This is a genomic window from Colwellia psychrerythraea (assembly GCF_000764225.1).
GTDB classification, from domain to species: Bacteria; Pseudomonadota; Gammaproteobacteria; order Enterobacterales; family Alteromonadaceae; genus Colwellia; species Colwellia psychrerythraea_D.
In genome coordinates this window covers 65,881-85,080 of sequence record NZ_JQED01000037.1, presented here as the reverse complement: position 1 = coordinate 85,080, position 19,200 = coordinate 65,881, and the positions used below count along the sequence as shown (strand labels likewise).

18 protein-coding genes and 6 tRNA genes are annotated in these 19,200 nt (G+C 37.1%); 10 read left to right on the top strand and 14 right to left on the bottom strand.

Annotated elements, in window-relative coordinates:
• Nucleotides 1-55: 55 nt before the first annotated feature.
• Nucleotides 56-1,114, bottom strand: a complete 1,059-nt coding sequence (locus ND2E_RS08085; protein WP_033094434.1) for a tetratricopeptide repeat protein — start codon at nt 1,112-1,114, stop codon at nt 56-58.
• Between the two features lie 414 nt (nt 1,115-1,528).
• On the opposite strand from ND2E_RS08085, the gene ND2E_RS08090 reads away from it, so the two are divergent.
• The 3 genes from ND2E_RS08090 (at nt 1,529) to rlmF (ending at nt 3,441) form a co-directional block, all read left to right on the top strand.
• A complete protein-coding gene (locus ND2E_RS08090; protein WP_033094433.1) occupies nt 1,529-1,885 on the top strand; it encodes a hypothetical protein in 357 nt (118 codons plus the stop codon).
• 122 nt (nt 1,886-2,007) lie between these two features.
• A complete protein-coding gene (locus ND2E_RS08095; RefSeq protein WP_033094432.1) occupies nt 2,008-2,490 on the top strand; it encodes a DUF2947 domain-containing protein in 483 nt (160 codons plus the stop codon).
• Between the two features lie 42 nt (nt 2,491-2,532).
• Nucleotides 2,533-3,441 (top strand): 23S rRNA (adenine(1618)-N(6))-methyltransferase RlmF, encoded by a 909-nt coding sequence (gene rlmF / locus ND2E_RS08100; RefSeq protein ID WP_033094431.1) that lies wholly within the window; start codon nt 2,533-2,535, stop codon nt 3,439-3,441.
• Nucleotides 3,442-3,478: 37 nt separating this feature from the next.
• Here rlmF and ND2E_RS08105 read toward each other — a convergent pair whose 3' ends face one another.
• Entirely contained in the window at nt 3,479-4,282 is an 804-nt protein-coding gene (locus tag ND2E_RS08105; protein ID WP_033094430.1) for a class II glutamine amidotransferase, read from the bottom strand.
• A gap of 167 nt (nt 4,283-4,449) precedes the next feature.
• On the opposite strand from ND2E_RS08105, the gene fadE reads away from it, so the two are divergent.
• On the top strand, nt 4,450-6,879 hold the full coding sequence (gene fadE, locus ND2E_RS08110; RefSeq protein ID WP_081962059.1) for an acyl-CoA dehydrogenase FadE: 2,430 nt from the start codon (nt 4,450-4,452) through the stop codon (nt 6,877-6,879).
• A 148-nt stretch (nt 6,880-7,027) separates the two neighbouring features.
• Nucleotides 7,028-7,711, top strand: coding sequence for a TetR/AcrR family transcriptional regulator (locus ND2E_RS08115; protein ID WP_033094429.1), 684 nt, complete (start codon nt 7,028-7,030; stop codon nt 7,709-7,711).
• Between the two features lie 139 nt (nt 7,712-7,850).
• Here ND2E_RS08115 and ND2E_RS08120 read toward each other — a convergent pair whose 3' ends face one another.
• From ND2E_RS08120 to ND2E_RS08170, 11 genes are all read right to left on the bottom strand, one after another.
• The gene (locus ND2E_RS08120) at nt 7,851-9,671 is read right to left on the bottom strand and encodes an acyl-CoA dehydrogenase C-terminal domain-containing protein (protein ID WP_033094428.1); all 1,821 of its coding nucleotides are present in this window, start codon (nt 9,669-9,671) and stop codon (nt 7,851-7,853) included.
• A gap of 719 nt (nt 9,672-10,390) precedes the next feature.
• Nucleotides 10,391-10,467: transfer RNA gene (locus ND2E_RS08125), tRNA-Asp, on the bottom strand.
• A 124-nt stretch (nt 10,468-10,591) separates the two neighbouring features.
• Nucleotides 10,592-10,668, bottom strand: a tRNA-Asp gene (locus ND2E_RS08130).
• A 67-nt stretch (nt 10,669-10,735) separates the two neighbouring features.
• Nucleotides 10,736-10,812: transfer RNA gene (locus ND2E_RS08135), tRNA-Asp, on the bottom strand.
• 67 nt (nt 10,813-10,879) lie between these two features.
• Nucleotides 10,880-10,956: transfer RNA gene (locus ND2E_RS08140), tRNA-Asp, on the bottom strand.
• 67 nt (nt 10,957-11,023) lie between these two features.
• Nucleotides 11,024-11,100: transfer RNA gene (locus ND2E_RS08145), tRNA-Asp, on the bottom strand.
• Nucleotides 11,101-11,165: 65 nt separating this feature from the next.
• A tRNA-Asp gene (locus tag ND2E_RS08150) sits at nt 11,166-11,242 on the bottom strand.
• A gap of 181 nt (nt 11,243-11,423) precedes the next feature.
• Nucleotides 11,424-12,737, bottom strand: coding sequence for a TIGR03503 family protein (locus ND2E_RS08155; RefSeq protein WP_223303628.1), 1,314 nt, complete (start codon nt 12,735-12,737; stop codon nt 11,424-11,426).
• 44 nt (nt 12,738-12,781) lie between these two features.
• Nucleotides 12,782-13,552: a DNA polymerase III subunit epsilon gene (dnaQ, locus tag ND2E_RS08160; protein ID WP_081962058.1), complete on the bottom strand. Its 771-nt coding sequence runs from the start codon at nt 13,550-13,552 to the stop codon at nt 12,782-12,784.
• Nucleotides 13,553-13,602: 50 nt separating this feature from the next.
• On the bottom strand, nt 13,603-14,106 hold the full coding sequence (locus ND2E_RS08165; RefSeq protein WP_081962057.1) for a DUF2919 family protein: 504 nt from the start codon (nt 14,104-14,106) through the stop codon (nt 13,603-13,605).
• Complete coding sequence (locus ND2E_RS08170) at nt 14,084-14,818, bottom strand: DUF599 domain-containing protein (protein WP_033094425.1); 735 nt, start codon at nt 14,816-14,818, stop codon at nt 14,084-14,086. Before ND2E_RS08170 ends, ND2E_RS08165 begins: the two co-directional genes overlap by 23 nt.
• Before the next feature lie 272 nt (nt 14,819-15,090).
• On the opposite strand from ND2E_RS08170, the gene ND2E_RS08175 reads away from it, so the two are divergent.
• The 4 genes from ND2E_RS08175 (at nt 15,091) to ND2E_RS08190 (ending at nt 17,476) form a co-directional block, all read left to right on the top strand.
• Nucleotides 15,091-15,513 (top strand): META domain-containing protein, encoded by a 423-nt coding sequence (locus tag ND2E_RS08175; protein ID WP_033094424.1) that lies wholly within the window; start codon nt 15,091-15,093, stop codon nt 15,511-15,513.
• A 144-nt stretch (nt 15,514-15,657) separates the two neighbouring features.
• Nucleotides 15,658-16,638 carry a cysteine synthase A gene (gene cysK / locus ND2E_RS08180; protein WP_033094423.1) on the top strand — a complete coding sequence of 327 codons (981 nt, stop codon included), beginning with the start codon at nt 15,658-15,660 and terminating at the stop codon, nt 16,636-16,638.
• Nucleotides 16,639-16,786: 148 nt separating this feature from the next.
• Complete coding sequence (locus ND2E_RS08185; protein ID WP_033094422.1) at nt 16,787-17,233, top strand: hypothetical protein; 447 nt, start codon at nt 16,787-16,789, stop codon at nt 17,231-17,233.
• A 33-nt stretch (nt 17,234-17,266) separates the two neighbouring features.
• Entirely contained in the window at nt 17,267-17,476 is a 210-nt protein-coding gene (locus tag ND2E_RS08190; RefSeq protein ID WP_033094421.1) for a DUF1653 domain-containing protein, read from the top strand.
• Nucleotides 17,477-17,521: 45 nt separating this feature from the next.
• On the opposite strand, the gene ND2E_RS08195 is transcribed toward ND2E_RS08190, so the two are convergent.
• Nucleotides 17,522-17,791 (bottom strand): acylphosphatase, encoded by a 270-nt coding sequence (locus ND2E_RS08195; protein ID WP_033094554.1) that lies wholly within the window; start codon nt 17,789-17,791, stop codon nt 17,522-17,524.
• Between the two features lie 149 nt (nt 17,792-17,940).
• Here ND2E_RS08195 and ND2E_RS08200 point away from each other — a divergent pair, with 149 nt between their 5' ends.
• Nucleotides 17,941-19,131 (top strand): class I SAM-dependent methyltransferase, encoded by a 1,191-nt coding sequence (locus ND2E_RS08200; protein WP_033094420.1) that lies wholly within the window; start codon nt 17,941-17,943, stop codon nt 19,129-19,131.
• Nucleotides 19,132-19,200 lie beyond the last annotated feature (69 nt).

The window sequence follows — 19,200 nt, the reverse complement described above, 5'->3', positions numbered from 1 at the left end:
AAAAGACTTAAATTATACTTTAAGCCTTTTTTATGTTTCAAACAGCTGATTTTTACTAGGTTTTGACTTTAGCCTCTTCTAATGCGCGTTCGAACGCTTTTGTTGTCGCTCTGATATCTGCTTGCTTAGTGAATTCAATATTAACACCAGCTTGTACAAGCTCTTGATAAAACTCTGCAATATTACAACCATCAACTTGCTGACAAACGATCGCATATTTCAATATTGCAGGTTCATAAGCTTGTATAGAAGCTTTCTTAAACCATTCGAGAGATTTTTGTAGATCTTTCTCAACAGCAGTGCCGTTAAGATACATTTGAGCAAGGTTTACTTGTCCCTGAGCAAAACCTAATTCAGCCGATTCTTGAAATTTAGTCAATGCTAAGGTCGCTTTTTCATTCATTTTAGCAAACTTTAAATATTCTAACCCAGCAAGATTTTCTTTTTTACCCGGAATAAAGATAGAACTTGATTTAAAATGAGAGTCAGGAACAACAACATTACCATCAAGCATGTTACCTTCAGGTCTGCGTGCTAATACAATTGCGCCCGAGGCAACTAATGACTGCAATTCAACCATAGTATAGTTATGACGCTTTTCTTGGAAAAACTTTTCAAATCTAAGCTGCGCATATCGAATGGCTTCATTTAGTTCATGTTCTTGCAGATAAAAGTAACTACTAAAGTTAATCGTTACCACATTACCAGTAATGTCTGAAACTTTCGCCATACGAAATTTTTCAGTCGGACGTAAATTATTTTTAATAACACGGAAATCAACGTAGTACAGATCATTAAGTTGGGGGGCAGCAACTATTGCCTTCGTTTGCTCATCTAATTGAAAATCCTTATAAAGTATACTACCTGTCACTGCTACTGCTAGTAAAATTATAACAATAATTATTTTAGTTCTATGCATGATTAACCAAGGATCAGGATCCTTGGTATCTACTGTGTAATGATAATAAGGTTCTTTTTTTATTGCTTCAGCGGGGGCTGCATTCACGCTCACTAATGCTTCTTCAGCTCCCTGTGGAGAAATATCTTGTTGCTGTTCTGTTGCCTTGGACAAAAACTCATCGTCCTCTTCTTGGCGAATTGCAGCTTGTGGCATAACCAATCCTTTTTTATTATTATTATTTTGCTTTTACTTATTATTTATCAAAACTACCATTTGAACAAAAATCACACAAGCGTTAATTTTATGTTACTAAAAGTTAACATGTATCTTTTACAATAAAATTTTTTTATTATTGAGCTAAGAACCCCAATAATAATCACTTTCATTCAAACCATAACTAATTAATTTTATTTTAAATAATCATTAGACTTATTAGTATTTTTTTTATCAATTCGAGTATACATGTTTCTACCATAATTAAAACAATCGTTTGATTACTCACCGTGAGTGCCATTTTACCCACTATAGTGTGATACTAGCCGCTATAAAACTGCACTTTGGTACATTAGGTTAAAGCATCAGGATATATTAGTATGGAGTTCATCAATCTTAATATGTGGTTAATCTATGCAATTAAACTGTAAAGTTACTTTATTATCGTTACTCGTGTTTCCGGGAGTTGGCCATTTAATGTTAAAAAAATATGCGATAGGCATTAGTTTCATCACTAGTTTTGCCTATTTACTCATAGGCCTAATTAAAGATATACATACTAAAACCCAACAAATAGTCGACAGCATTATCCGTGGTGAAATTCCCTTTGAGATTTCATCAATCCGCCAAGCCTTAATGGAACAAGGCGCTTTAGAAAACCCAAATATCGGCTATGTAATATTAGTAATTTGGGTGTTTGCAGCGTTAGATGCTTATCGAATCGCAAATAAGGACATTCACAACGTTCACATTGCTGATCAATCATCATAGATTGGTGCACCGCTGACCTATCTGCTTTTTTTAACTCGCTTAACACAGTTATGTAATGTAGCACTTCTTTATTTCACTATTGCTGGGTATAATTACGCTGTTTCCCTTTTTGAGCAATATTAATGAATTACCTCCCGTTAGACAGTTTAAAAAATGCTTGGATATTCAAGCATAAAAGTTTACCTGTTGCAGAAAGTGACTTAGCCAAAATAAAGCCCATGAGTGTAGAGCGCGCGAATATTTTATGGGACACCTTTATTTCACGGCAAGTAGATCATCCTGATTTTTTTAAAAAAGGTGATTGGCCATCAGATAATAATAACTGGTTTGAGCAAGGAAAATGGGAAGGTATTTGGGACAGCAATGATCACGCCCTGCCACAGTTAATAGAAAGTCACTTGGACTGGGATCAAAATACCGTCGTATACTACTGTAGTTCTCGAGATAATGTCATCGAAACAAATTGGCTTACATTCCAGCAATGTTGGAAGAACTTTTTATTTATGGATGACGGTCCTATTTTATTAGGTAAAAAACGCCAGCAAGTCGTGCAATTTACCAGCAATGGTTTTTTTAAAATTGGACAAAAGCCGAGCAGTATTTAAATAAACGTCTATTTTCCTTCTATTGATTACAACGGTCTTACTTTGCACAAAAATAATCGCCACAAACAAGGGTATAATTTTACCGCTTTAGTGAAAGCTCAGCCTGATCTATTTAAATTTATTATAAAAAACAAATATAATAACCAAGATACGATAAACTTTGCCGATCCAGTCGCGGTAAAAGCACTTAACTCTGCATTATTGAAAAGCGAGTACCGTATAAACTTTTGGAATATCCCTGATGGTTATCTTTGTCCCGCTATTCCCGGCAGAGCTGATTATGTTCACCATCTTAAGGATCTATTAACCACAACTCCACGTGCTTTCTTTCCGGATGATAAAATGCCTGTTAAGGTTTTAGATATAGGAACAGGGGCGAGTTGTATTTACCCTATTTTAGGTCAACGAGAATATGATTGGCACTTTGTCGCTTCAGATGTTGATCCTGTATCAATCACCGCAGCAAAACAAATCATATCCTCCAATAAACCTTTAGATAGAAACATCCACTGCCGACTGCAAACGAATAGCAACCATATATTTCACGGTATAATATCTGAAGATGAATTTTATCATTTAACGCTTTGTAACCCCCCTTTTCACAGCTCTTTAGCTGAAGCTAGTCAAGGTACAGCACGAAAACTGAAGAATTTGAACAAGGGTAGTCAATATCCTGTCAAACAAGAAAAAACACTTAATTTTGGTGGGCAAAAAGCAGAACTTTGGTGCCCGGGTGGTGAGTTAGCTTTTATTCGTAAAATGATAAAAGAAAGTAAAGTTTATCAAAAACAAGTCCTTTGGTTTACTTGTTTAGTATCGAAGAAAGATCACATATCTAAGCTAAAATTTAGCTTAAAAAAAGCACATGCGAAGCAGGTTAAAGTCATTAATATGACACAAGGACAAAAAATTAGCCGCTTTATTGCCTGGAGCTTTTATGAAATAAGTTAAAAGAATGCTAACTAAAAGCCCGCATTCTTTTTAGTATTTACGTTTTATCTTTTTCCAAGCAAATGAGCTCACCAGCAACCAATTCCCCTAAACAAAATAATTGCCATTGCCCTGCAGACATTTTATGCCATGTTTCATTGTCTGTCAGTGGTTGCGTTGCAATAACCGTCACCACATCATTGCTCGTTGTTTCCTTTTGAAAATCCACTGCCATCTCTGCATCAATAAGGCTTGCCTGTCCAAATGGAGCCCTTCTAGTGAGCCAATGTAGATTATTTGAGCAATAGGCAAACAAGTATTCACCATCGGTGATAATAATATTTGCCACGCCGAGTTTGTCTATTTTGGCCGCCAGTGAAGCAATAAAACCAAAGAGTAATTTTGCATCGACTTGCGTAGCACCAAATTCAAGATGTAACTGATCAAGTATCCAACAAAAAGCATGTTCACTATCGGTTGTCCCAATAGGCAAGTGAAATTCAATGGGTAATTCATGTTTAAAATCTTTCAATTGGCCGTTATGTGCATAGGTCCAATTTCTTCCCCACATTTGTCTCACAAATGGATGCGTATTCTCAAGGCAAACTTCGCCTGAATTAGCTTGCCTAATATGGCAAATCACCGCTTCACTTTTCATCGGATACTTAGTGACAAGCTCAGCAATTGGAGATTGTGCGCTTGGCATCGGATCTTTAAAGCTACGACATCCCTTCCCTTCATAAAAGGTCACACCCCAACCATCTCTGTGAGGCCCCGTATTACCACCTCGTTGCATCAAACCACTAAAGCTGAAACAAATATCCGTTGGCACATTGGCACTCATCGCTAACAATTCACACATTTTTTTACCTCTTAAAACCACCCAACAGATAAAAATAAAATCTGCTTGGCTAAACCTACAATTTATTCTATAAATAGAGTATACCATTGACTAAAAAATATTTTAAATTCAAATACTTTTTCTCTCATTTCTCTTCACATAAAAACATACACTAAAAGGAGATCCTTGTGGATATTATTATTTGGCTATTTATTGCATTATCCTTAACTTGGTTTATGAGCTATACAAGAGCATCATTATCAAGTTATACCTTATGCTTTGCTGCCTTAATGGCTATTGGCTCTCTATTTAACATCATTGGCATTGTTTCATGGCTACTTTTTGCGGTTATCGCTTTGCCAATAAATATAGACAACATTCGTCAGCAGTTTATTAGTATGCCCATTTTGGCTATTTTTAAAAAGATAATGCCGCAAATGTCCTCAACAGAGCAAGAAGCTATTGACGCTGGTACTACTTGGTTCGATGCTGATTTATTTCGGGGTGATCCAGATTGGCAAAAGCTTCACAATTATCCGCGTCCAAGGTTAAGTTCTCAAGAAAAAGCATTTCTAGATGGCCCAGTTGAAAAACTTTGTGCCATGGTTAACGACTGGCATATCACCCATGAAATCGCTGACCTGCCACCAGAAATATGGCAGTTCTTAAAAGAAAACAAATTTTTTGCCATGATTATCAAAAAGCAATATGGCGGGTTAGAGTTTTCAGCTTATGCTCAATCTCGTGTGTTACAAAAACTTACCGGTGTAAGCTCTGTTTTAGCCAGTACCGTTGGTGTGCCAAATTCACTAGGACCGGGTGAGCTATTGCAAGAATATGGTACCAAGGAACAACAGGATCATTACCTACCCCGTTTAGCCATTGGTGAAGAAATCCCTTGTTTTGCTCTAACAAGTCCTGAGGCTGGCTCGGATGCAGGCTCTATTCCTGATTTCGGTATTATTTGTCGTGGACAATTTAATGGAGAAGATATTTTAGGAATGAAACTGACTTGGGATAAACGTTATATTACGCTTGCGCCAATTGCGACAGTCTTAGGGTTAGCCTTTAAATTACAAGATCCTGATAATCTATTATCTGAGCAAGAAGACTTAGGTATCACGTGTGCGCTTATTCCAACAGATTTAGCAGGTATTACGATAGGACGCAGACATTTCCCACTAAACGTTCCCTTCCAAAATGGTCCCACACAGGGCAATGAAGTTTTCGTACCATTAGACTTTATTATCGGTGGTCCAGATATGGCTGGACAAGGGTGGCGCATGCTTGTGGAGTGCTTATCTGTTGGCCGAGCTATTACCTTACCATCCAATAGTGCAGGTGGTATCAAAACTGCCGCATTAGCTTCGGGCGCATATAGCCGTATAAGGCGTCAATTTAAAATGCCTATTGGTAAAATGGAAGGCATTGAAGAACCACTGGCACGTATCGGTGCGAATGCCTATTTAATGGATGCCGTGACAACTCTTTCAACAGGTGCAATAGACTTAGGCGAAAAACCATCTGTTATTTCAGCGATAGCTAAATACCATCTGACCGAAAAGATGCGTGCTTCCATTATCGATGCCATGGACATACATGGCGGTAAAGGTATTTGTATGGGGCCAAATAATTACCTAGCACGTGGTTATCAAGGCGCCCCTATTGCAGTGACCGTTGAAGGAGCCAATATTCTTACTCGCAGTATGATTATTTACGGTCAAGGTGCTATTCGTTGTCATCCCTACGTATTGGCGGAATTAGAAGCAGCAAGTAACAGTGATAATGAACAAGCTCTCAATGATTTTGACCATGCCCTTTTTGGCCATATCGGTTTTAGCATCAGTAATATAAGTCGTAGTTTATGGTGTTCTTTTACAGGCTCACGTTTCTTAGGCAGTCCTTATGATGATGAAACTCGCCGCTATTATCAGTTACTCACACGCTTTAGTGCCAACTTAGCCATGCTTTCAGATATTTCTATGGTTTCTCTCGGAGCGGATTTAAAACGTAAAGAACGAATTTCAGCAAGACTTGGTGATGTGCTAAGTCAACTCTACTTAGCTGCAGCTACTTTAAAACGTTATAATGATGAAGGAAGAAATATCGCTGATCTTCCCTTAGTACAATGGGCTGTAGAAGATTGCTTATACAATATCCAACATGCAATTGATGAGTTGATTAGCAATTTTCCTAACAAAATTATTGCAATAACATTACGTATAATAGTTTTCCCTTTGGGTACTTGGTTAAGTAAACCAAGTGATGAAATAGCCCATAAAGTTGCGCAACTATTACAAACACCTTGTTCAGCTCGTACTCGTTTAGGCCAAGGGCAGTACTTGACTCGTGATGGCAGTAATATTTTTGGCAAGTTAGAACAAGCACTTGAAGACATCATTAACTGTGAGCCTATTTATGAAAGAGTATGCCGCGAGTTAAATACAAAATTACCTTTTTATCAACTTGATAAAGTAGCAGAACTAGGACTTAGTCAAAATATCATTTCAAAAGTAGAAGCAGATTTACTATCAAACGCGGAGTTAAGTCGACAGTGGGTTATCGCAGTTGATGATTTTGATAGTAAAACAATGACGGCCTATCACAGTACTAAATAAAGCTTTAAGGCTATTTATTTGCCATAAGTACGCGTTAATTAAGTCAGAATTAACGTGTAATAATGGCAAATAATGTTATTTTCATTATTATCACGAGAGAAAAAATGTTAAATTAAGGTTAACAAGGTGATAATAAAAAGAATTTAAAATGCCAATAGAAGAATTAAGCTCGCTAAAACTAGCTCAACAGAAGATCTCACTGCCAGTAAAGAAACGCTCAAAAGGCGAGATTACCCGTGAGAAAATTCTTATAGCTGCCATAGAGGTTTTAGCACTCAATGGTATTAAAGGCACGACACATCGTGCAATTGCCAGTCATGCAGATTTACAGTTATCTTTAACAACTTATTACTTCAAAGATATTCAAGAACTTATTTATCAAGCTTTTAAGTTAAATTCTAATCGTATATTGTCGCGGTCAGACACTATTTTAAAAGACAGCATTTTAGCTATTACTAAAATAGATAAAAATGAACGCAGAAAAAAAGCGGTGAAAGAAAAGTTGTGTCAACAATTGAGTGAAATAACTGCTAAGCATCTAATTGCTAATATTAAACATCAAGCAATATCGTTAGCAGTAGAGCAATTAATGCTTACAGAGATTCAAGTTACACCAGAGCTAAAGTCACTTATTCAAACGCATGAATTAGCACAACTCGCACCCTTTGAGCAGCTTTGTCGATTCTTTAATAAAGTTAACCCTGAGCTTGATGCAAGAATTATGTATACCCAATTCACGCAACTTCAATATGGTCAGCTTACAACACTAATCAACATAGATAGCAAATTAATTAGGCAAACAATACACCGAATATTTACTTGGGTAATGTAAAATAAATTTCATCCCAGTAAAACTGATTCACGAAATAACACATACTATTAACTTTCTCAGCATAACTCATCATATTTTAAAAACAAAAATGCACGGTTTGTACCGTGCATTTTTCGCTAACGCTTGAATTTATATAACATTAAACAAACGACATTAGCTCTTGATCAAGTTGCATTAAGCTTTTTGGATCTGCCATCATCGTTTTTGCTAAAGATTTCGTTCTAGGAAACATACGTTCAAAATAAAATTCTGCAGTTTTTATTTTGGCACGATAGAAATCACGGTTTTCAACATCTTCTGCTAATTTCTCATAAGCCGATTGTGCCATTTGAGCCCAAAAATACCCCATCACGACATAACCTGAATACATCAAGAAGTCTACCGAAGCTGAGCCTACCACATCTCTATCTGACTTAGCTTTAAGAGCAAGGCGTACAGAGTATTGTTGCCAATTGGCTATTGATTTACTCAACGGCCAAATAAAACGGTTCATTTGACGTTTATGTGGATTGCTTGATATCAAGCTCTTGTCTTTACAAAAACCAAGTACTTCTTTAGAAAAATCATTTAGTGACTTACCACGTGTTAATAATATCTTTCGACCTAATAAATCGAGTGCTTGTATGCCAGTAGTTCCTTCATATAGCGTAGAGATTCTAACATCTCTAACTATTTGTTCCATGCCCCACTCTTTTATGTAACCATGGCCACCAAAAATTTGTAAACCATGATTTGCACTTTCAGAGCCTAGTTCTGTTAAAAAAGCTTTTAAAATAGGTGTTATAAAACCTAACCGATCATCTGCAGCTTCGCGTTCTTTGTCTGATTTGGCCATAGATATATCGTCAACGATTTTGGCAGTGTAATAAATCATCGCCCTACCGCCTTCAGAAATCACTTTCTGTGTCATTAACATTTTACGAACATCTGGATGGACAATAATGGGGTCCGCGACTTGCTCAGGGTATTTTTTACCCGTTAAAGAACGCATTGATAAACGCTCTTTGGCATAAATCAAAGAATTTTGAAAGGCAAGTTCTGCTGCACAAACGCCTTGCAATGCAGTACCAAGTCGTGCTGTATTCATAAAGGTGAACATGCATTCTAACCCTTTATTTTCTGGACCTATCAATTCCCCTACTGCATTATCAAAATTCAGCACAGCTGTTGCAGATGCTTTAATACCCATTTTATCTTCTATCGAACCGCAGGTAACATTATTAGAATCACCTAACGTACCGTCTTGGCTGGTTTTCATTTTAGGCACAATAAATAATGATATACCACGAGTGCCCTTTGGTGCATCTGGTAATCTTGCTAGAACAATATGAATGATATTATCTGTTAAATCATGTTCACCGGCAGAAATAAATATTTTCGTGCCCGTAATATTATAGGTGCCATCGCCATTCGGCTCTGCTTTAGTTTTAACTTGTCCTAAATCTGTACCACATTGCGGCTCAGTTAAGCACATAGTGCCAGTCCAAGTACCTTGAATTAGCCGCGTTAAATACAGCTCTTTTTGTTTATCATTGCCATGTGCGTCGATAGTGTTCATTGCGCCATGACTAAGGCCTGGATACATAGCCCAAGACCAGTTTGCAGTACCTGTCATTTCAGACTGAACCAAACCTAATGAAGGCGGTAAGCCCTGGCCGCCATGCTCCAAAGGATGTGATAACGCCGACCAGCCACCATCGACATACTGCTGGTAAGCTTCTTTAAAGCCTTTTGGTGTGATTACTTTACCATTATCAAAACGACAGCCTTCTTTGTCACCGCTTTGGTAAAGCGGCAGTAATTCATTTTCACAAAACTTTGCACACTCTTGAAGAATAGCATCCACTAAATCAGGAGTTGCTTCTTCAAATTCTTCATGTTTTTTATAATGATCGTAATAATTGAAAACATCTTCAATCAAAAATTTAATATCGGCTACAGGTGCTTTATAACTTAGCATTATCTACTCCACAACTTTACAGTTCTATTTGTAATTATATGCTTAGATTAAACCACTGGTCATACCACCAATTCAAGTGTTTTTTATAAAATTCTTTAACCTACTGTATTTAATATATTTATATTGGTTAACAGAGATGCTATTTTAAGGTAAATATCACATTGAAAGTCAAAATAAAGAAGATATGGGTCTAATTGTAAAAAATTCAGCTTTATCAGTTTCTTTTCGTTGGAACTAATTTTACCTATGCTTGAGCCATAAATACGTGGAAATAGACGAAGAAACAAGTTAACTATCAAATGCACAGTTGCTGATTAAGTTAAATTAGTCTGAGATGTCGGCGTAATTTGAACACAATATTTTGGCAAGATATTGTTATCAGATCTAACTGTGATAATGCGTAATTCATTTACTAAAGGTAACAAGAGGCGACAGAGGAACTTAAGACTTAGTATGCTTATAAATGAAATTAACGCTTGCACTTAAAATATGCAGTGAGGATAGATTACAATATCTAGTCATTCAGCTTAGCATCTATGCTCACTTCTTTAGCGTAATAGCTCTTAAAAAATATTGATATAATGCATTAATGTAACGTGTATTGAGACATTGCAGTAATTATTACTTGGAGATAATTTAGATAAAAAGTGAACGCTGAATGAATATCGATTGGAAATAATGAAGATGTTTAGATAAATATTTATTAATTTGAACAAAGTTGGCGGAGTGGACGGGACTCGAACCCGCGACCCCCGGCGTGACAGGCCGGTATTCTAACCAACTGAACTACCACTCCGCGATCTTTGCTTACAGTGACATTAATTGAGATATATTGATAATACACTAATTACTGTAACTTTTACTCGTGTAAATTTTAGCCGGATTTACAACCGACACCAAATATGATGATTTAACAAAATTGGCGGAGTGGACGGGACTCGAACCCGCGACCCCCGGCGTGACAGGCCGGTATTCTAACCAACTGAACTACCACTCCGCTATATTTCGCTTTGAGTATTTAACGAAGCTCTCTTCGCATCAATCATGATGATTTTAAACAAAATTGGCGGAGTGGACGGGACTCGAACCCGCGACCCCCGGCGTGACAGGCCGGTATTCTAACCAACTGAACTACCACTCCGCTATATTTCGCTTTGAGTATTTAACGAAGCTCTCTTCGCATCAATTATGATGATTTTAAACAAAATTGGCGGAGTGGACGGGACTCGAACCCGCGACCCCCGGCGTGACAGGCCGGTATTCTAACCAACTGAACTACCACTCCGCTATATTTCGCGTTGAGTATTTAACGAAGCTCTCTTCGCATCAATCATGATGATTTTAAACAAAATTGGCGGAGTGGACGGGACTCGAACCCGCGACCCCCGGCGTGACAGGCCGGTATTCTAACCAACTGAACTACCACTCCGCTATATTTCGCTTTGAGTATTTAACGAAGCTCTCTTCGCATCAATTATGATGATTTGACAAAATTGGCGGAGTGGACGGGACTCGAACCCGCGACCCCCGGCGTGACAGGCCGGTATTCTAACCAACTGAACTACCACTCCACGATCTTTTGTCTGCTTCAACAACATGTCGTTGAATGCGGCGAGATAATACGGTTATGACGCGGCGCAGTCAACCACTTTTTTAATAAAAATCACTGCTTGAGCATTTGACGAGCAAAACGATGAAAATCCAAGCTTATTTTCATCGATTCGCTCAATTTATTTGCATTAAGTACTAACGTTATTTACTTTTAAGTTTTTTACGGCGTAAAGTGAAAAACAATATAACAGCAATTAATATAATAATACTATTACCTGCTACGATAATAATTATTGTTTCTTGCTCTTCTTTCTCTTGCGCTTGTTGTTTAAGCAATAATGCCTCTGCTTTTTCTCTTTCTGCTTTAATGAGTAATTCTTCAGCAGTTTCAATAGTCGTATATGTCCCATCTGCATCAACTGAACTATTAAGAGTTAACAAGGTATCATTATCTTCTACATTAAAACTGAATTCAGGTACCACTAGTCGAAATTCTCGTCCGGTAATCGTCTTACCAAAAACACTGACATTTACCCGATAAATTCCAGGCTCTGTATTAGTAATAGTAGCGGTTCTACTTTCACCACTTTCCTCCATAATAGAAAAAGGTTCAGTTTGTCGATCTGGATAGGTAAACTTTCCTTGGAATACTAAACTATTGGGATCTACATGACTTGGATCTATTGATACAACTAATTGATGTGGTTTTTCATCATCTTCCGATCTAACAACACTAAGCTCTACTGGTGTTTTGTATAATAAGATAGGTGTTTGCCTTAACTCACGTGTTGTCATAGGCAATTTAACCAAGTAAACAGGTTGCCACTCTCCAGGTGCAAAATCTAGAATGAATTCCCCTGTAAACTTATTGTCATTGGCATATTCATCTAAACCGCGACCATCATCACGAAAAGACGTTACTTTAATAGCATCAGCGCCAAAATTTTCGTGCTCTGCTTTGTTGGTACTGTAAAAATTAACATCTAGATTAACAACATTTTTGAAATATGGACTTTCTATCGCATCATCACCATTAAATAACTTACCTACCACTTTCAAGGTCTCACCGGAAAAAGCCATTTCGGGTAATGGTTCGACCTCAATTTTAACATCGGAGACCACGAGTATCTGACTGTTAGGTAAAATATCTCCTACAGCTTGCCAAGGGCCTGGCATAGGATTTTTGATCTTAATCATGTCAAAGGTACTGTCATCAAACCACTGAACTTTTTCATAATCGAATTGGTTTACTCTTATTTTACTGCCATCAGGCCTGATAAGAATAATCGGTGTACTACCACTTTTACGATAAAAAATTAATGTTATTTCGTCTAGGTTAGCATCAAGGCGAAAACGATTATCAAAATAAGGTATCTGGTTAGTTATATTATCTTTTTGATAATACTCTACGGTCGTTTTATTTAGCGTATTTTTTTCAGGCTTACTTTCTTTATCGCTATCGACAAAAGCTCCTGCATTAAATGCAGCAATAAGGGTCAGCATGAAAGCAATCATCTTCAATCCGTTAATGAATGGAAAATTTAAAAAATATTGCTTATTTATTTCCAAAGCGGTTCTCCTCCTTTTTTACCGATTATAGCGACTCGTTCTGTGTGCGCTTCTATTTCATCGGCCGAAGCGGTAATAACCTTTAATTTATTCCTATCAGACGGCAATCTTCTGATTGCATTCTCATCGTTATTATTGCCCTCACCCACTGTTAAATTGAAACTTGACTGCTTACGAGTCATTTCAATGTATACAAAGGCGAGCAGCTGAGCATCAATCAATGCTCCGTGATATGTACGGTCGACTAATTTATCTACACGATAAAATCGAGCTAAATAATCCAAGGTTTTTGGTGAACCAAATTCATCTTTTGATACTTTCAACGTATCCGTTACGGTACAGATATCCTCTGTCATAGGAACTTTATCTTGGCTTCGCCCCATGGAGTTAAACAAAGAAAATTCATGGTCCATAAAACCAACATCGAACTTGGCGTTATGGATAACTAACTCAGCACCACGGATAAAATCGATAAACTCATGCACAACTTGAGAAAAAATAGGTTTGTCATTGAGGAATTCATTGGTTAAACCATGAATATCAATAACCTCTTGTTCCATTTCTAATACCTGACCACGTTGGTCGAGCGGTTTGATATAAGCGTGAAAAATGCGTCCTGTTAATTGACGATTAATCATTTCAACACAACCAATTTCTACAATGCGATGTCCTTCTCTCGGATTGATGCCTGTAGTTTCTGTATCAAGAATGATTAATCGTTTATCTTTCTCTAAGTTTTGGGTATCGGTAATATTATTCACTGACGAGCCTTCTCTGTAAAATTAGTCACGATTAACTAGTGACTTTGTCTTTATTTTTCGGGTAATGCTTGGGGGAATTCGATTAAGTTTATTTGCATACGTTTACTAGTAAAACATAATACAATTAATGCAGAGCTTATTAGCCCTTGACACACTAACCATGTAATTGATGATATTTGCCAGTAGAAAAAACCAATGAGATTGATGCTAAAGTCAAAAATTAACGCCACCACCAACATACTTCGACTATGGGGCCAAATGGTTTTTACCCAATTTGCAGAGTTTGGTTTACGCAAACTGATAATAACCACAACAAATAAACCAATAACCCCAGAGACCAAGCTCAAAAAGAATAAATTTGTTTCTGGGTATATCCACTGCATGGTCGCTACTCTATCTTTCATATTAGTAACTGACATAAGCCATACTAAATAACCCCGCAGGACGAATAGCAATACTAAATAAAAGTGCTTTGACAATTTCAAGCAGTCAAACTTATCAAAGTCTTCAAGAGAATATTCTTGGTATTTCTTAGACACCTGGTGTTTTCTCATCCCTTAATTGACGTTCTTGATGTAACAAACTTTGGGCAGTAGTGATTGCTTTAACGGCCTTGGAGTTAAATTCTCGTGTAAATAAGGTATAAACAACCCATAAGCTCATAAATATCAATAAAAAAGGGTGGAAAAACCAACACATAGCGGCGAGCGCAAAGTAATAAGATCTTAATCCATAGTTATATGAGTGCGCAGCTTGGTCTTGCACAATAGCCATTTGCTTTGCATACGCGGTTAAATTTTCATTTGAACCTGATAGGTCAAAAGGTGTTGCCCCTATCATTACATTTAAAAAGCCGTATTGACGCATAGACCAAGTAAATTGGAAAAAAGAAAGTACAAAAATAAATGCTAATAAACTGAGTTTTAATTGTATCGCTAAGTGGTTCACTTCAGCAGCAAAAGGTAATGACGAAATAACAACTTCTAAGGTTTCAACTTTGGCGAATAAGGTAAATAGACCCGCTAGAATTAATAGCGTACTCGAGGCAAAAAAAGCAATATTACGTTCTAAATTAGCCAGTAGAGCCGCTTCTGAAACTCTCACTTCACGAGAAATAACCTCATACATCCAATGGATTCGATGTTGATGTAATGAGCGAGCAATACAATCTGTTGTCTTGGCTTTTCTACGTGCGAATACGGTATAGCCGTACCAAGCAACAATAAAAACAGATAAAGCTAACATATCGACTGGAGAGAAAGGCAAAGTCTATTCCTTAATAAGTAAAGGGACAACAAAAAATAAGATTATACGCCAACAACTTTTATTGACCAACAACTTCATTTGATTCATTAAATGTATTTTTATGGTAAATAACATTTATCAAATAAGATGAAATAATAACAAATGACTAAGGCAAACAGCCATTTAAGCAAAATTAATAAACTAAGCACTTGAGTTTTATATATAATTGCATAACACTGACAATAACGTTATTCACATGTTTTAAAAGTCATACAATACAATACAGGAATTTTATGAAAGGCATCAGACAACTCTTATTATTATTGACTGTCTCAACAATCTTGAGCGCTTGCAACAGTTCTCCATCGCTGCCGCCTCCAGAAAGGTTAGCAGGGAGTTGGATGGTTAGTGCTATCCAAGATAAACCCGTTATTGCTAACAGTAAGGCTAAACTTGTCTTTTCAGAAGAAAATAAATTGTCAGGTTCAGCGTCATGTAATAACATTTCAACTAGTTATAGCTCACATAACAGCACGCTAAAAATAGCACCAATAGCAACAACTAGAAAAATGTGTGCGCCTGCGCTAATGAAGCAAGAAGCTATTTTTTTACAGTCGCTCAGTAAAGTTAAACGCTTTCAAGTCAACAATGGAGAGTTATCAATGTTTGACCAGCAAGGAATGTTACAATTAAAAGCAAAAAGAACAGAACACTAACATAATATTTGTGTAATATCAGAAAATGAGCTTTCTATACCTTTTTGCTATATAGCAGTATAACTTATAACAAAATATAACTTCTTTTTTCATAACAACTAGCTAACATTAAGCTATTAAAGTTACTAATTCACAGGAATCAATATGTCTAAAATCTTCGAAGACAACACCACAGCTATAGGCAATACACCTCTGGTAAAATTAAACCGCGTGATTGATGTTGAAAATGGCGCTAATGTATATGCCAAAATCGAAGCTAGAAATCCAAGCTTCAGCGTGAAATGCCGTATCGGCGCAAGCATGGTTTGGGATGCTGAAGAAAAAGGTTTATTAAGCCCTGGCAAAGAAATTGTAGAGCCGACTAGTGGCAACACAGGTATCGCATTAGCATTTGTTGCTGCAGCACGTGGTTACGGTATTACGTTAACCATGCCTAGCACTATGAGTTTAGAGCGTCGTAAATTATTATCGGCTTTAGGTGCTAAAGTAGAGCTTACCGATGGTGCGAAAGGTATGGGCGGAGCAATTGCTAAAGCGCAAGAGCTTAAAGATTCAGATCCAGAAAAATATGTCTTATTAGGCCAATTTGATAACCCTGCTAACCCAAAAATTCATGAAGAAACCACTGGCCCTGAAATTTGGAATGATACCGATGGTAACGTTGATATTTTTGTTGCTGGTGTAGGTACCGGTGGCACACTTACAGGCACAAGTCGTTACCTGAAACTTACCAAAGGTAAAGCAATTCAAACGATAGCTGTCGAGCCTACAGACTCTCCAGTGATTACTCAGGCACTTGCTGGTGAAGAACTAACACCTGGTCCTCATAAAATCCAAGGTATCGGTGCTGGTTTTGTTCCTGGCAATTTAGATCTTGATATGGTCGATGCTGTTGAGCTTGTTTCAAATGAAGATGCTTTCGCAATGGCACATCGTTTGATGAAAGAAGAAGGTATTCTTGCTGGTATTTCATCTGGCGCAGCCGTAATTGCCGCAAAACGTCATGCAGAGCTTCCTGAAAATAAAGATAAAAATATCGTTGTGATTCTACCAAGTTCAGCAGAACGTTACTTATCAAGTGCGCTTTTTACTGAAAGCTTTAGTGATAAAGAACTTGTTCAGTAATTTGATAATTAGATAAATTTATACCTCGATTTTATTAAAGGCACTTAGGTGCCTTTTTTTTGATAAAAACTAGCACTAAGATTTAGCTTCACTTTAACAAAGTAATTACGCTATTATTGAATAATCCTCCCCTTGTTGACTTACTTGCATGCATCATTTAAAAAACAGTTTTTTAGTACTGTTATTATGTTCTCTCACTTTATTAACGGCTTGTGGTGAAGATAATTCAAAAAAAATAACGTCGGTTGATAACCCAGAATTAGTTGCTATCGCTTTCTTTGACGCTCTTTATAATGAAAAGAATGTAGAAAAAGCAGCTTCAGTCTGTAATCCACAATTAGCACGGCTTATTCTTCATTATCGTTCACCTGGCGCGGTAGCACGCCACTTATTTAATATGTCTTTCGACAAGGTTGAAATTAAACCAGACAGTGCAGGTGTTAAGGTACGTGAACAATTTAAAGATAATGCAAATATCACCATCTATTTTGATGGCTATTATCATAATAACCGTATTAAGGATGTTAAACGGCTAGCGTTTGTCCAACGTGATGGCGAGTGGTTTATTGATAAAGTATTAAAAGATCCCTTTTAAAATTTCCCCATACAAAACGAATAAGATTAAATAATGTTAAAAATTGGCACATATCAGCATTTCAAAGGTAATTATTACCAAGTACTCCATATCGCTAGGCATAGTGAAACTGAAGAATATATGGTGGTTTATCACCCTCTAGAGAATAAAGAGGATATTTGGTTACGCCCGTTAGCCATGTTTGATGAAATCATTGAACGAGATGGTAAAACACTAAAGCGCTTTAGCTTTGTTCGGCCATAACGCATTTATACCATCAATTTTTGAGAATACCCTTGGCAACAAGCATTACCCTATTGAGAAAAAATTATGTTCTTGCCAAGGTACTTTTTTATGTTGAATTTCAGTTACTTGTGCTTGTTCTGGGCCATGAGCCAACCAGGCTAGCATTTTTTCAATATTATCTTCCTCACCACAGAGCAGTACTTCTACATCACCATCGGCTAGATTACGCGCATAGCCGCTTAAACTATATTCGATGGCCTGTTGCTGAGATGAGGCTCTAAAGTAAACCCCTTGCACCCTTCCTGAAATATGAGCAATATAACTAACATTCATACGTATTTCTCTTCTTAAATCAGTATTATTATCAGTAAAGTTTGCACCCAAGCTTGTCATTGACTAGAATCGACGCAAATTCTCTTCCACAGAATAAATAACCTTGTTTAATACACGCTTATTTATTCATTAAAAGTAAGTATAGACCTATGTCAGCAAGAATTTCTTTAAATGTTGGTCGTGAAAAATCTTTATTACGTAAACACCCATGGATTTTTTCGAAAGCTATAAACAAAGTTAAAGGTAAACCAATGCTTGGGGATACTGTTGATGTATTCGATAGCAAAGGTAATTGGTTAGCAAAAGGCGCCTACTCTCCTGAATCACAAATTAGAATTAGAGTCTGGAGCTTTGACGAGCATCAAGAAATTGATCGTGAATTTTTCTTTAATAAATTGAAGAATGCTCAAACAAGACGAGACTGGTTTATAAAGCAAGGCAAGTTAACTGGCTATCGTCTCATTGCTGGGGAATCCGATGGCTTACCTGGGATCACTATTGATAAATACGATAACTTTGTCGTTTGCCAATTACTTAGCGCCGGTGCTGATTTTCATCGCTACACCCTAGTTAATTGTCTAACTGAATTATACCCAGGTTGTCATATTTATGAACGTTCCGATGTCGATGTTCGTAAAAAGGAGGGTTTAGAGCCTACCACAGGTTGGTTAACTGAGCCTCAAGACTCTACTGAGTGCATCATAGAAGAGCACGGTATCAAAATTCATGTTGATATAGCCACGGGACACAAAACTGGATTTTATTTAGATCAACGAGATTCACGACTTGCAGCAGGTAAGTTTGCAAAAGGTAAAACTATTTTAAACTGCTTCTCTTATACCAGTACCTTCTCACTACACTGTGCGGCAAATGATGCCAAAGAAGTGATTAATGTGGACGTATCACAAGCAGCACTTGACATGGGTAAGCGCAACTTAGCTTTAAATGGTTTATCTGATAGCAATGTTTCTTTTGTTAAAGAGGATGTTTTCAAATTATTACGAAAATACCGTGAAGATAAGCGCCGTTTTGACATGATCATCCTTGACCCACCAAAGTTTGTTGAATCAAAAGCTCAATTAACTGGCGCCTGCCGGGGTTATAAAGATATTAATATGCTCGCTATGCAATTATTAAAGCCCGGTGGCTTATTATTAACCTTTTCTTGCTCTGGATTAATGGAAGCAAGTTTATTTCAAAAGGTCGTTGCTGACGCTGCTTTAGATGCAAGGCGTAATGTATATTTTGTTGAGCGATTACAACAAGCAGCAGATCACCCTATCTCATCAAACTACCCTGAAGGTTATTATTTAAAGGGCTTGGTTTGCCAAGTTGAGTAGCGTCGTTGACGACTTCACTTAACCTAAAAACTAAAAAGCCAGAGTAAACTCTGGCTTTTTAGTCTCTGT